The following is a 14,581-nucleotide window of genomic DNA, read 5'->3' as shown; positions in this document are numbered from 1 at the left end:
TATCACCTCCGAGTTTACCGTTCACCCACGAAGAAGACCTCCGGCACCAGCGCCACCCCAAATTGATCTTGGACGGCTGCCTTGACTTGCTCCATGAGCGCAAGAACGTCCTCTGCTGTCGCTTGCCCGGTATTGACGATGAAATTGGCATGCAGCGTGGACACTTCAGCCCCGCCGACCTTCATCCCTTTGAGACCCGCCGCTTCAATCAGCCGAGCGGCATGATCGCCGGGCGGATTGCGAAATACGCTGCCTGCACAAGGCTGCGAGAGCGGCTGCGTTTTGCGACGGCGGTCCTTGTACGCCGCCATGGCCGCCGCGATCTCCAGCCGATCACCCACGGCAAGCGAAAAACGTGCCTGAGCCACGATCCCTCGCTGTTCATGCAGGACGGAATGCCGGTAGGCAAACTTCATATCCTCCGCTGTGTATGTGACCAATTCACCCGTCTCCAGAACAATGTCAGCGGATTTAAATATACGTGACACATCGGACCCGTGGGCACCGGCATTCATGTAGACGGCGCCGCCGACTGTACCCGGAATTCCCCCCGCAAACTCCAGCCCGGTTAGTCCCTGTTTGCCAGCCATGATGCTGAGCCGGACGGTGGATGCGCCGCCTCCGGCGCTGACTTGCGTACCGTCGAATACAATCTGCTCGAACTCACCACCCAGCCGGATGACGCAGCCTCGGATGCCTTTGTCGGAAACCAGCAGATTGGAGCCTTTTCCGATCATCATCCACGGGATTCCTTCTGCGTGGAGCAAGCGCATCAGCTCCGCAAGCTGCCGGGTCGTTTGTGGAACGGCCATCGCATCCGCCGGACCGCCGATTTTCCAAGTCGTGTATTTCGACATTGGTTCATTCGGCAACACCTCCAAGGCTTCCAGCCTGGTCAATTGTGATATCCACTGCTGCATCGTATAACCCTCCTTGACTTGAATGGCGGATCCCTTCGACGGTACTTCGCCGGGTGCCGCTGTTTCATATCGGCAGTCGATGGCTGCCGGAGCCCGGGTCCTGCAGGGCTGAAGATCTTGCCCCGCTTGGTTGTCACGATTTATAGAGTATCTTATGCCTCCCTAACGGAGAGTGTGACAATCGCCCAGACTTCCCGGCACAAGCCCTTGCATCGCCTCTGAACAGCGCCTTATTGGTGCTTAACGAGCCTTTGCATCTCTTCCACGATGAGATGGGCGGAATCCGGTTTGCCCAAGGCACGGGAAGCGGCCGACATCGCGCTGTGCCGACGCAAATCGCTCATCACGCGCTCAATGGATGCATACAAGCTCTGTCCCGTCAGCTCCGGCTCCAAAATCACTTCGGCCGCACCGGCGCTCTCCAGCGCGCGGGCATTTTTCTCTTGATGATTGTTCGTTACGTTAGGAGATGGAATCAGAATCGCAGGAATCCCCAGTGCTGTAATTTCCGCCAAAAAAGAAGCCCCGGCACGGTTCACGATCAGCGAGGTGCAGGCCAGAACCTCCGGCATGTTATGCACATAAGGAAGCATCTGCAGATTGGCAGGAAGTTCGCCCAATTTCGCTGAAATCGCCTCCACCGTCGAGGCATAGTAGCGGTCTCCGGTGACGTATACAAATTTCAAGTGTTCGGACTGCTTAAGTAGCGGAGCCATTTCAACCATCGCTTGATTGATGGCACGGGCCCCTTGACTGCCGCCGACCACAAGGACAACCGAGCTGCTAGACGGCAACCCCAGCGATTCAAAGCCCTTTTGCTTATCGGCTGCGTATACGGTTGTCGCCCGCGGATTCCCGGTGTAAATCACGTTGCGAGCTGCGGGGAACGCCTTCTCCGATCCCTCGAAGCTGACGGCAACCGTCGATGCGTATTTGCTCAGAAAGCGGTTCGTTAAGCCCGGAATAGCGTTCTGTTCATGAATAATGCTGGGAATGCCCAGCTTGGCCGCAGCGTAGACCACCGGACCGCAGACATATCCGCCGGTTCCGATGACGACGTCAGGCTTAAATTCTTTGAGCAGTTTCTTGGAAGTTTGCACTCCCTTGAGAAAACGCATGACCGTTTTCACATTATCGAAGGACAGCTTCCGACGGAAGCCGGTAATCTCAATCGCTTCAAATGGAATTCCTTGCTGCGGTACAATCGAGCTTTCAAGCCCGCGCTTGCCCCCGATGTACAGAAACTCAGAGCCGGGAAATTCCTTGGCGCATTGGCTGGCGACGGCCAGAGCCGGGTAAATATGCCCCCCGGTTCCACCGCCGCTAAGTACGACGCGCATATTCTCACCTCGCGTAACGGGATAAATTCAGTAGAATGCCTAGCGCGGTCAGCATCAGCGTCAGCGAAGATCCGCCGTAACTGATCAACGGCAGCGTAATGCCGGTGACTGGCATCAGACCGATGACAACGCCGATGTTGATGACAACCTGCACGCCTACCATACCTACGATTCCGACAGCAAGCAAGCTGCCAAACAGATCATCGATGGTCATGGCCACGCGCATTCCGCGCCATACTAATATCAAAAACAATAACAAAACTAAGAGTCCGCCGATAAAACCTAATTCCTCAGCTAGAATCGAGAAGATGAAGTCGGTTTGCGGCTCCGGCACATAGCTGTATTTTTGCCGGCTCATCCCCAGACCCAAGCCTGCCAATCCACCGGGCCCAATCGCATAGAGCGACTGGATGATCTGATAACCCGCCCCCAATGGATCCGACCATGGATCCAGGAAGGCGGTAATCCGTTTCAGCCGATAAGGTGCCGCCAGGATCAAACCAACGAAGCCTATCGCACCTACAGCCGCCAATCCAGCTAAATGGCGAATGCGTGCACCTGCGGTAAACACGATCAACAGGGAAGCGCCCAGCATAACCGTTCCTGTCCCCAAATCAGGCTGCAGCATGATTAATCCAAAGGCAAGTCCGATAATCCCAAGCGGCGGCAGCAAGCCTTTCGTAAAATTCGTGATCTTGTAATCTTCTTTACTTAGCCAATAGGATAGAAACAAGATCATCCCCAGCTTCATAAACTCGGAGGGTTGAATCCCAAACGAGCTGATGCCCAGCCAGCTGCGCGCCCCGCCGCGCACGACCCCGATCCCGGGAATCAGTACGATGACGAGCAGGATAAAGCAGAGAACCAGCCCGACTTTCGCGTATTTTCGCAGCAGACGGTAATCTACATTCATCATCAAGAACATCGCAATTAACCCAAGTACAGCAAAGAGCAGCTGCCTCTTAACGAAATAGAAAGAATCGCCGTAATCATGGAAAGCGAGTACGGAACCCGCGCTGTATACCATTACGATTCCGATCGCCAGCAATCCGAGAATGCTGGCCGCCAGCCAAAAATCCGGCGCCGTACGGCTCTTGCCCATCGTGGATGCCACCTCTTAACCGAAAGTAGGGGCTTTTCCACCCCCCTACTTAAAGGGTATGCACCGCCTCTTTAAAAATGCGTCCACGCTCTTCATAGGAAGGGAACATATCCCAGCTTGCACAGGCCGGCGAGAGCAGAACGATATCTCCCGGCTCCGCCAGGCTTGAAGCCTCCTTCAGCGCAGCGCGCAGCGTATCTGCGGCGCTGTCCACAGTATCGACCAGCACGATGTGCGATAGACCCGCCAGCTCAGCGACTCTAGCAATTTTTTCTTTCGTTTGCCCCATCGCCACGACGGCCTTTACCTTCTCTTTGAAAACCGGCAGCAGCTCCATATAATCCAAGCCGCGGTCCAATCCGCCGGCGATCAACACGATAGGTGCCTGCAGTGCTTCAAGGGCCATGACCGTTGCCTTGGAGTTGGTCGCTTTGGAGTTGTTATAGTAAACGACGCCTTGCTTCTCGTCGACATACTCCAAGCGATGCTCCACGCCGCGGAACGTTCGTAGCGGCTCCGCCAGCGCATCTGGTGCAGCTCCCGCAGCAATCGCCGCCGCAACCGCCGCCAGCGCATTCTCGACGTTAAAGCGGCCCGGCAAAGCGATGTCGGCGATGTCGACAATTGCCCGCGCCACGCCATCAGCCCCCCGGTACATGATGTGACGGGTTAATCCGTCTTCGACATCCGGAATGTACGCCGGTGCGACATAAACCCCCTCCGACTGCAATTCTTCAGTCATCGAGAAAGGGATCAGCTTCGCTTTTATGTAGGGCACAAGCTCCCGGCACACGGGGTCGTCCCAATTGAGGACGGCGCGGTCCGTTTCTCGTTGATTCGCAAACAGCTTGGCTTTCGACGAGATGTAATCATCCATCGTCCCGTGATAATCCAGGTGCGTCTCCGTCACGTTCAGCAGGCAGGCCACCTCCGGGCGGAACGCCCGGGTCCCCTTCAACTGAAAGCTGCTGAGCTCGGCGACCAACCAGTTGCGTACATCCGCCTCCTCAGCAGCCTCGCACAGCGGGATGCCAATATTACCGGCGACAATCGGTCTCATGCCGGCAGCCTCCAGCATGTTGCCAACCCACGTCGTTGTGGTCGTTTTGCCATTGGAGCCAGTAATCCCGAGAATGGGAGCCGGGCTGATCAAATAAGCGATCTCCACCTCCGTCACAACCTCGATGCCAAGCTCCATCGCCTTGGCCACAGGAGGCGCGGTATAGGGGATCCCCGGGTTTTTAACGACCAACGAAACGCCCTCATGAATGAGATCGTCCGGGTGACCTCCGCATACAACAGAAATTCCCAAAGCCTCCAATTCGGATGCTTCGGGACACTGTTCTCGTTCTTTTCGATCATTGACCGTGATGACGGCGCCATAATGATGCAGGGTTTTGGCGACCTGAACGCCGCTTCTCGCCAAACCGAGAACGACAACCTGACGTCCCCGGTATTCTTCTGGATGATTCATCTTCATTACAACCCCTTGTTCAAGTAAAGTCCTATGACCGCCAGCACCAGTCCAACCGCCCAGAAGGTGACGTCAACGCGCCATTCCGACCAACCGGACAACTCGAAATGATGGTGAATCGGGCTCATCTTAAATACCCGCTTGCCGCGTGTCTTAAACGAAACGACCTGGATGACGACAGACAACATTTCGATGACAAATATTCCGCCGATGACCAGGAACAACAGCTCGGTTTTGGTGACGATCGCAATCGCGCCAATCGCCCCGCCGATGCCCAGCGAACCGGTATCGCCCATGAACACCTTGGCCGGATGCGCGTTAAAGACGAGAAAGCCCAGCACGGCACCGATCATGGCTGCGGCACATACCGCAGATGGAAGCGAAGTCACCTGCATGGCGATCACCGCGAATGCCCCCAGCGCAATTGCGCTGACGCCCGACAGCAAGCCGTCCACGCCATCGGTAAAATTCACGGCGTTCGTCACCGCCATCATCATGATCACGATAAACGGATAGTAGAACCACGGGCCCCAGTCAAACGAAATGTCCGTCCCCGGGATAGCAATCGCTGTGCTATGACCCTCCGAAATGAGCAAGGCACACATGATTCCGGCGAACAGCAGCTGTCCAATTAATTTCTGTCTGGGTGTGAGACCCAAAGACCGTTTAAATACGATTTTGATATAGTCGTCGAGAAATCCGACCAGTCCAAACCCCAGCGTGGCAACGAGTAGCACGTAGAAGTCGGTATTCACAACGGAAAATTTTAAGTAAGCCAACGTAAACGCTAGTAGGATAATAATGCCGCCCATCGTTGGCGTGCCCGCCTTTTTCAAATGGCTTTGCGGCCCTTCGCCGCGAATTTGCTGGCCGAATTTGAGTCTTCTCAGCAGCGGTATGATCAGCGGAGCCGAGATGACCGCCAGAATAAAAGATACGCCGATCGTTAACAAGATAAGTCCAAAATCCATGGGATCCCCCCCTTTCGCCGGTATTAGTGTGTTAGCTCGCTAGTTTTGATCGCTTCAACGACTTCTTCGAGTTTCATGCCCCGGGAAGCCTTAACCAAGACAATGTCCTGAGGATGCAGCAACGAAACCAGCTTGCGGATCAGTTCAGACTTATCAGTATATGCATGAATACAATTGGGGTCCAACTGTTTCTTCGCCCCCTCGGCAATGTGGCGGGACAGCGGACCGCAGGTGAACAGCAGATCCACCGTACCTGGCGTCAACATCTCCCCGATTTCGCGATGATAATCTGCTTCGGAATCGCCCAGTTCGAGCATATCCCCCAGCACGGCGATCTTCTTCCGATGCCCTTTCATATGCTCCAAAACGCCAAGGGCCGCCTTCATCGAAGTCGGGCTGGCGTTATACGCGTCGTTCAGGATCGTAATGCCGCTCTGTCCAGTAATGACTTCAATCCGCATTCCGGTCAGCTCCACATTGCTGAAGCCCTCACGGATCGCTGCGTCGCTCACCCCGTATTGACGGGCAACCGTGATCGCCGCAAGCGCATTGGATACATTATGTTCACCCAGAAGCGGCAGTTCCAGCGGTTCGCCTTCGCTGCCATGCGGCGTAAACAACGTATGATGGTCCGTAAACAGGATTCCTGTGGGATACAAGTCATTCTCCGGACGCAGCCCAAATGTTGCTGTTCGCAGACCTTCCGGCTTCACCGTAGACGGCTCGGCCAGCACTTGAGGGATAAGAGGTTCGTCCCCATTGTAGATGAACAGTCCTCCTGGCTTCATCCCCGCCAGAATTTCCAGTTTGGCTCTTGTGATCTCCTCCCGCGAACCCAGCTGCAGCAAGTGAGATTCGCCGATGTTGGTGACGACCGCCGTTTCCGGTTCACCAATCTTCGAGAGCAGTTCGATCTCCCCGCGCCCACTCATGCCCATCTCCAGCACGGCGATTTCCGTATCTTCCGGCATGGCCAAGATCGTTAACGGAAGTCCGATATGGTTGTTGAAGTTCCCTTTGGTTTTATGCACTTGATATGTCGTCGACAAAAGAGCGTAAACCAGATCTTTGGTCGTCGTTTTCCCGTTGCTTCCGGTGATCCCGACTACTTTTGCTCCGGTTGCAGTCAAGTAGGATTTGGCCAGCGCCTGCAGCGCGATTAGCGTATCGTCCACGAGTACGGCCGGGCCTGGCGGCGTTCCCTTTGAGCGCGCCCATAGGCAAGCGCCTGCTCCAGCCTGAAGGCAGTCCGACGCGAAATCATGGCCATCGAACCGTTCCCCCGCCAGCGGCACAAACAGGCAGCCTTTCGTTATTTGCCGGGAATCCGTCACAACCCCCTGCACTTCGATGCCAGCATCGCCCGCATCCCGAATCTGTCCGCCGCACATCGCGGCAATTTCCGCTAAGTTTCTTTTAATCACTTTGCCAGACCCCTTATCGCTTCTTTTGCAACGATTCGATCGTCAAAATCCAGCACCTTCGTACCTATCAGTTGATAGGTCTCATGGCCTTTGCCCGCAATCAATACTACATCTTCATGGCTTGCCATTTCAATAGCCTTGCCAATCGCCTCGCGGCGGTCGACGATCATCTCATAACGCGCCTGATCCACGCCGTCCTCGATGAGTCCCTGTTCGATGTCCCGTAAGATCGCTTGCGGGTCTTCCGTACGCGGATTATCCGAGGTCACCAGCACGTAATCCGCATACTTCGCGGCGATTTGACCCATAATCGGGCGTTTCTTCCGATCCCGATCCCCGCCGCAGCCGAAGACGCAAATCACGCGGCCTTTCGCAAATTCATTTACCGTCCGCAGCACATTCTCCAACCCGTCCGGGGTATGGGCGTAATCCACAATGACGGCGAAATCCTGACCTTCGTCCACCGCTTCCACTCGACCCTCAACGCCTTTCACCGATTCCAGGCTGGCCTTGATCTGCGTAAGCGGGATACCTTCCAATAGTGCCGCGGAGATGGCGGCCAGCGCGTTGTATACATTAAACTTCCCTACCATCCGCAAGGAGATATCTGCGCTGCCGCGGAACGTATCCACGTGAAAGGATGTCCCCCGTGCGGTAATCGAGATGTTGGAGGCTCTAACGTCGGCATCCTGCTCCACGCCGTACGTAATCACTTCAGCCGCCGTCTGTTTGGCAAAATAAGCGCTCGCCGGGTCATCAACATTCAGCACGGCATAGCTGCGTTCCTCTGGATTTTCCGCATACGTATTCCCCAATCGGGAGAAAAATAATCCTTTGGCCCAGCGGTATTCGTCCATGGTCTTATGATAATCCAGATGATCCTGGGTTAAGTTCGTAAATACGGCCGTCCGGAAGCGGGTTCCTTTCACACGTCCTTGCGCCAGCGCATGGGAGGACACTTCCATAACACAATACTCACCGCCGCCTTCAGCCATGTCATGTAAATATTTCTGCAGCTCCAGCGACTCCGGTGTTGTCCCGGACATCGGATACGTCTGCCCGGCGAACCGGCGTTGGATGGTGCCAATCAATCCCGTTTCCTTGCCTTGATCCTGCAAAATCCGCTCGATCAGATAAGTAGTGGTCGTCTTGCCATTCGTACCAGTCACGCCGATGACTTTCAGCCGCGAGCTAGGCGCCCCGTAGAATACGCCTCCGAGTACAGCCATCGCCTGTCGACAGTCCTTGACTTTCAGCTGCGGCAGGGCAACCTCGTCCAGCCACCGTTCTACCACCAGTGCTGCAGCCCCTTGTTCTGCAGCCTGCCGGGCATAATCGTGACCATCCACCGTATGGCCGGGAAGGCAAATAAATAGATCCCCCGGTTGTACCTTGCGCGAATCGATCGCGATCCCCGTACAGGACGTTTCTTCATCTCCTTGTATCTGCGATGTCATAAAATACGTTGCTAGTTTCTTAAGCAGCATAGGTTACCCCTCCGTCTTTCAACTGCGTGCCCTATACGAAATTCAAAAATCGGGTTTCCATACACAATTTTTGAATTACCGATACACACTCATACTATATTATCACCAAATTTAACTAAGTTCAGGATTATTATTCACTTGTGATCGAGTTATGATCATGCTGTTGCTCTGCTTCCGCTTCTGTCCCCATGTAGATGCGGATCGTCGATCCCTTCTCTACGCGTGCCCCCGCTTTCGGGGCTTGGTTGATCACCACATTGCCGGCGCCGGATCTGGCCAGATTGAAATTCATATTCAAGTCCTCGTAGATTTCCTGCGTCGTGTGGCCGATCAAATCAGGTACCGTGACGATTGGCGTCTCGCCGTATTTATATTTCTTGTTGACCTGTTGCTCACGAGGAGGAACCTTCATATACTCCAGCGCATCCTCCATGATGTTGCGAACGATCGGAGCAGCTACCACGCCGCCGAATTGAATGCCTTGCGGGTTATCCACCGCCGTGTAAACCACGATCTGCGGGTCGTCCGCCGGGGCGAAGCCGATAAAGGAAACGATATGTTCATTTTGCGAGTACCGTCCGTTCACGACCTTTTGCGCTGTCCCGGTTTTCCCGCCAACCCGATACCCGTCGATAAACGCGTTCCCGCCAGTTCCGTTGGCGACGACGCTTTCCAGCGCCATACGAATTTGCTTCGAGGTCTCCTCCGAAATGACCTGCCGCACCATCTGCGGCTTGTTCTCGGAAACAACCTCGCCTGTCTCCGGATTCGTCCACGCTTTGGCGACAAAAGGCTTATACAGCTTCCCGCCGTTAATCGCCGCAGAAACCGCCGTAATCTGCTGGATCGGAGTCACCGATACGCCTTGACCAAACGAGGTGGTTGCCAATTCCACCGGCCCTACTTGCGAGAGCTTAAACAAAATCCCGTTCTCTTCTCCATTCAGATCGATGCCGGTTTTGCTGCCGAAGCCGAAATTTTTGATGTAATCGAACAACGTCTCTTTACCCAGCCGTTGGCCTAACGCTACAAATCCCGGGTTGCAGGAGTTTTCAACAACCTGAAGGAACGTTTGGCTGCCATGGCCGCCCTTCTTCCAGCAGCGAAGCGTAGCCCCTCCTACCTTAACATAACCTGGGTCAAAAAAACGCTCATTCAGCAAATCCACCTTTTTCTCTTCTAATGCCGCTGCCAGCGTAATGATCTTGAAGGTGGAACCTGGCTCGTACGTCATCCAAATCGGCAAGTTCCGGTTATATACTTCGGTATCATATTCTTGGTAAGCTCCAGGCTCGTACCCCGGCCGGGCTGCCATGCCAAGGATTTCTCCTGTCTTCGGGTTCATCGCGATCGTCAGTGCCGAATCAGCCTGCAGCCGATCCATCGCTTGATCCAACTCCCGTTCGATGATGCTTTGGATCGTCTTGTCGATCGTTAGCGTCAGATTTAGACCGTCCTTCGGCTCTACGTACTTCTCCGACGAACCTGGCATCAAGCGCCCGCCGGCATCAGATAGATAAGATACGCTCCCGTTCATGCCGCTGAGTAAATTATCGTATTTGCTTTCCACGCCGGTAAGGCCTTGGTTGTACCCGCCGGTAAAGCCCAGGATATGTGCCGCCAATCCTCCGAAGGGATAGTAGCGCTTATTGTCTTCGGCAACAACAATACCCGGAAGAGCTAAATCACGAATTTGCTGCGCTTTTTCCATCGTAATTTTGCGTCCGCCGGGTTGCAGCCTGACTATGGATTGTCTCTTGGTGATCGTCTTCAGCACCGATTCCTCGGTCATCCCAAGCAGCGGCGCCAGCTTCTTGGCCGTCAGCTCCGGATCCTTGATCTGCACCGGAATGGCCATCACCGTTGGCGTCGTAATATTATAAGCTAGCACCGTGCCGTTGCGGTCGCTGATTTCGCCGCGCTTCGCCGAATACGGGATATTCCGGCGCCAGGAATCCTCCGCTTTGGCGGACAATTCAGCCCCTTTCCCGATTTGAACGTAGGCAAGACGCACGGCCAGCGCCGCAAACAGCAAACATAACACCATTAACAGCCAGAATAATCTTCGTCTGACGGTAAATCTGGATACTTTCACAGGTTGCCCCCCTTACCCATCCTGACATCATCATGATTGTACTCATCACATGACTATTCAGGACAACCAGGGGTTAGAACAAGCTATGGCGAGTCCGAGGTCTTCTTCTCTCCTGCATCGTCCCCTTGATCGCCGCCGTTTGTGGCATCCTCCGCCTGCTCCTCGTCGAACGAAGTTTCCTCCTTGTCCGGCGGTTCCAAGGTAAGGATCACGCGTCTGCCGCCGTTTTCGTTCACGATCTCCTGCGAAACGACGTAACCTTCCCCTTGTGTCGTAACCGGGATCTGCAGGATGGACAGCAGCTCCACCGCATCGCGCAACGATTCGCCCTGCAGGTTCGGCACATTGATGTCCGAGCCTTTCTCTGTAACCAAGTAAACGAATTGCCCAGACTTGAGCGTCGTGCCCGCCTTCGGGAATTGGGAGATAATCGTGTCCCCTTTCCCATAGGTTGCATAGGAGATATGGCTTGCTGACAGTTTGTCCTTGGCTTGTTGCACCGACAACCCGCCGACATCCGGAACTTTAGGTCCCGAGGCAACGGATTTCGAGGAGTTACCGGAAGTGCTGCCTTCGTATTTTTTCGGAACGCCCATATACTGCAGCGTTTGATTAACGATCTGCTTAAATACCGGAGCGGCGGCAGCCCCCCCGCCCAGTTCCGAGTCCTTCGGTTCGTCGATTAAGACGATGACCGCAATCTTTGGATCATCCACCGGCGCATAGCCAATAAATGAAACGACCTGCTTCGTGTAATCATATTGGCCGTTAACTACCTTTACCGCAGTCCCCGTCTTACCAGCTACACGATAACCATCGATGTAGGCATGGCGCCCGGTACCGATCTTTTGGTCCGAAACGACTTGCTCTAAGTAGGTTCCGACTTCCTTCGCTTTGTCAGGAGAGATCACCTGTTGAAGTACCTTCGGTTGGGTTTCCACCGTCTCCCCGGTCTGCGGATCGGTGATGGACTTGACGATATGGGGCTCCATCAGCTTGCCGCCGTTGGCGATGGCCGATACCGCGACAATTTGTTGCAATGGCGTCACAAGCAGCTTCCCGTGGCCGTATGACATCGCCGCAAAGTCAGCCTGCTGCACCGGATCCACGATTCCTTTGGATTCGCCCGGCAGCTCAATGCCTGTTTTTCTACCGAAACCAAATTGGTCGACGTACGTCTTCAAACGTTCCGGTCCCAACATCTCGTAGCCCAGCTTGACGAAAGCGACGTTACTCGAGCGTTTCACACCTTCCAGATACGTAATCTCGCCCCAGCCGGACCGCTTCAAGTCGTGAATCGTTTGCCCCGGCACCCGGATGCTCCCGGATTTGTATGTAGCATTGGGATTAAATAAGCCTTCCTGTACCGCCCCGGCCAAGGTTACAATTTTAAAGGTGGACCCTGGTTCGTAAACGGATTTGATCGCGTGGTTATAGAAATTTTTCTGGTCAACGTCCGCCCAATATTCATTGGGATTATAGGTTGGCATATTCGCCATGCCAAGGATCTCCATCGTCTTCGGATCGGCCGCAATCACCGTCATACTGATCGGCTGCAGCTGATCGTACGCTTCCTTCATCGCCTGCTCGATGTAGTACTGGATCGTGTAGTCGATCGTCAGCTTCAAGTTGTCTCCGTTCTTCGGCGGGTTATAAATTTCGCTCGCTTTCGGAATCTCAATTCCTCGGCCGTCCCGCTTGTATTCGAGCGAACCGTTCACGCCCTTGAGCTGTTCATCGAAGTAGGCTTCAATTCCAGATACCGCTTTGCCCTCTCGATCGATATATCCCAAAACGTGGGAAGCCAAGCTTTGATTCGGATAATATCGCTTCTGATCCTTGATCAAGTAAATACCGACGTCCTGCAGGTTGTTATGCTCTTCCTTCAGCTCGTCGATCAATGCCTGCACCTGATTCTTCAGGTCTTGATCAATTTTCCAGCCCTCGTTCCGCACCTCACGTTGCGTATAGAACTCGCCGGACTCTTTTTTCGCATTGACGATCTTCCGGAGTTCACTTTCGTCTTTCCCGAGGACCTTGCCAAGCCCTTCAACGACCTCGTCCTGAATGCCGTATTTGTTAATAAGTTCGGGATTAACCGCCACCGTATAAGCCGGAGCATCCACCGCCAGGACATCGCCGTTCCGATCCGTGATCGTCCCCCTCGTTGCGGGCAGCAACTTTTTGGTTGACCACAGCTCCTCTGCATGCGCCTGCCAAAAGTCCGCTTGTACAACCTGCAGCCAAAACGCTCTACCGATCAATACAGCAAAAAAGAGGGTAATACATCCCCCTATCAGCAGTGTTCGAAGCTTTATTCGCTTGATCATGGCAAAACCTCTTTAGACATTATTTCTTGGCCGTTTCAACGCCATCTGCCGGCACATTCACATGAAAACCTTCTACTTCCGGCTGAACATAACCGAGCTCCTGCGCCTTCTCCGGAATTTGTTCCTCCAGCTTTTCTTTTTGGATACTAAGTTCCTTCACTTCCGCGTTGATCGCTTGAATGTCCGTATTCAAATTAAACATTTGGCGCTTAATGTTGTAAAGTGACACATTTTGCCATAACAACCCGCCCATTACGGCCACGCAAAAAATAACCGTCATCATATACAGCAACTTCTCACGGACCGGCAAAGGCGAACGGCGGGTGACCACCTTCGTCGTTTCCCGATAACGCTGCGGTTGATAGCTGCGTTCTGATTGCTTCTCCTTGACTGCCAGATTCCCACGCGTATAAGCCATTTACGATACCTCCACACCGGTTTGCAATTTCTCCGCCACGCGCAATTTCGCGGAACGGGCTCGCGGATTCTCAGCCAACTCCTGCTCCGACGGAACGATTGGTTTCCGGTTGATTAATTTAAGTGATCCTTTGCCGCCGCACACGCACATCGGAAAATCGGGCGGGCAAGTACATTTCTCCACATAGCTGGCAAAGATTTGCTTACAGATTCGGTCCTCCAACGAGTGGAAGGTGATGACCGAAACCCGTCCTTCCGTCGCCAAACAACGGATAGCGGCATGCAGCCCTTCTTCGAATGCGCCCAGCTCATCGTTGACCGCGATACGCAAGGCCTGAAAGCTGCGCTTGGCGGGGTGCCCCCCCGTACGCCTAGCGGCCGCTGGAATGCCCTCCTTAATCAGCTCGACGAGCTGACCCGTCGTTTCAATCGGCTCCTGCGCTCGCCGGTCTGCAATGACCTTGGCGATCCGCCTGGAAAATTTCTCCTCGCCGTATTGGAACAAGATCCGAGCAATTTCGCGTTCTGGCCACGTATTTACAATCTCCCGAGCCGTCAACGAGGCCGATTGATCCATCCGCATATCGAGCGGTGCGTCCGCATTATAGCTAAATCCCCGCTCTCCTTCATCAAATTGGGGAGAGGAAACGCCGAGGTCGAACAATACACCGTCCACCTGAGGAACTCCGTTTAGTTGCGGCACCCCTTCGATCTCCCGCAATTTTTGCTCAATGTAGCGGAAATTGCTTTTTACCAAAGTTAATTTGTCCGCATAGGCTGCTAGCCGCTCCTTGGCATTATCCAATGCCCAGTCGTCCTGGTCGAAAGCAATCAGCCTTCCCCCGGGACCTAGCTTGGATAAGATAACGGAGCTGTGGCCTCCGCCTCCCAGCGTACAATCCACATAAATGCCGTCCGGCTTGATGCGCAGCCCTTCTGTTGCTTCTTCTTTGAGTACCGTGATGTGATGGAACAAGACTTACGCCCCCAAACCTGAATTCATTTGACTTAGCTTAATGAA

Annotated in this window: 11 protein-coding genes; all 11 read right to left on the bottom strand. The window is 54.1% G+C overall.

Translation table 11 applies throughout. The features are described 5' to 3' along the window. Positions 1-14: 14 nt before the first annotated feature. The 11 genes from murB to rsmH all read right to left on the bottom strand — a co-directional run bounded on the left by murB (position 15) and on the right by rsmH (position 14,536). On the bottom strand, positions 15-920 hold the full coding sequence (gene murB, locus M891_RS0104230) for a UDP-N-acetylmuramate dehydrogenase (protein WP_028537938.1): 906 nt from the start codon (positions 918-920) through the stop codon (positions 15-17). Positions 921-1,150: 230 nt separating this feature from the next. Beyond that, a complete protein-coding gene (gene murG / locus M891_RS0104225; RefSeq protein ID WP_028537937.1) occupies positions 1,151-2,260 on the bottom strand; it encodes an undecaprenyldiphospho-muramoylpentapeptide beta-N-acetylglucosaminyltransferase in 1,110 nt (369 codons plus the stop codon). Positions 2,261-2,264: 4 nt separating this feature from the next. Next, positions 2,265-3,362 carry a stage V sporulation protein E gene (gene spoVE / locus M891_RS0104220; protein ID WP_016311506.1) on the bottom strand — a complete coding sequence of 366 codons (1,098 nt, stop codon included), beginning with the start codon at positions 3,360-3,362 and terminating at the stop codon, positions 2,265-2,267. Between the two features lie 49 nt (positions 3,363-3,411). Continuing rightward, complete coding sequence (gene murD / locus M891_RS0104215) at positions 3,412-4,836, bottom strand: UDP-N-acetylmuramoyl-L-alanine--D-glutamate ligase (protein WP_028537936.1); 1,425 nt, start codon at positions 4,834-4,836, stop codon at positions 3,412-3,414. A 5-nt stretch (positions 4,837-4,841) separates the two neighbouring features. Further along, complete coding sequence (gene mraY, locus M891_RS0104210) at positions 4,842-5,807, bottom strand: phospho-N-acetylmuramoyl-pentapeptide-transferase (RefSeq protein WP_016311504.1); 966 nt, start codon at positions 5,805-5,807, stop codon at positions 4,842-4,844. Positions 5,808-5,830: 23 nt separating this feature from the next. Continuing rightward, complete coding sequence (locus M891_RS0104205) at positions 5,831-7,231, bottom strand: UDP-N-acetylmuramoyl-tripeptide--D-alanyl-D-alanine ligase (protein ID WP_028537935.1); 1,401 nt, start codon at positions 7,229-7,231, stop codon at positions 5,831-5,833. Then, a complete protein-coding gene (locus tag M891_RS0104200; RefSeq protein ID WP_028537934.1) occupies positions 7,228-8,718 on the bottom strand; it encodes a UDP-N-acetylmuramoyl-L-alanyl-D-glutamate--2,6-diaminopimelate ligase in 1,491 nt (496 codons plus the stop codon). The genes M891_RS0104205 and M891_RS0104200 overlap by 4 nt, the downstream gene beginning before the upstream one ends. 130 nt (positions 8,719-8,848) lie before the next feature. Beyond that, positions 8,849-10,813, bottom strand: coding sequence for a stage V sporulation protein D (locus M891_RS0104195; RefSeq protein WP_016311501.1), 1,965 nt, complete (start codon positions 10,811-10,813; stop codon positions 8,849-8,851). Positions 10,814-10,896: 83 nt separating this feature from the next. After that, a complete protein-coding gene (locus tag M891_RS0104190) occupies positions 10,897-13,143 on the bottom strand; it encodes a penicillin-binding transpeptidase domain-containing protein (protein ID WP_028537933.1) in 2,247 nt (748 codons plus the stop codon). Between the two features lie 19 nt (positions 13,144-13,162). Further along, positions 13,163-13,561 (bottom strand): hypothetical protein, encoded by a 399-nt coding sequence (locus M891_RS0104185; protein ID WP_016311499.1) that lies wholly within the window; start codon positions 13,559-13,561, stop codon positions 13,163-13,165. Next, positions 13,562-14,536 carry a 16S rRNA (cytosine(1402)-N(4))-methyltransferase RsmH gene (gene rsmH / locus M891_RS0104180; protein ID WP_028537932.1) on the bottom strand — a complete coding sequence of 325 codons (975 nt, stop codon included), beginning with the start codon at positions 14,534-14,536 and terminating at the stop codon, positions 13,562-13,564. Positions 14,537-14,581 lie beyond the last annotated feature (45 nt).

Origin of the sequence: Paenibacillus sp. J14, assembly GCF_000518465.1 — a bacterium.
In the GTDB taxonomy this organism is placed as follows: Bacteria; Bacillota; Bacilli; order Paenibacillales; family Paenibacillaceae; genus Fontibacillus; species Fontibacillus barengoltzii.
Note: the sequence above shows the minus strand (reverse complement) of the source record. Positions and strands in the feature narration are given on the sequence as shown.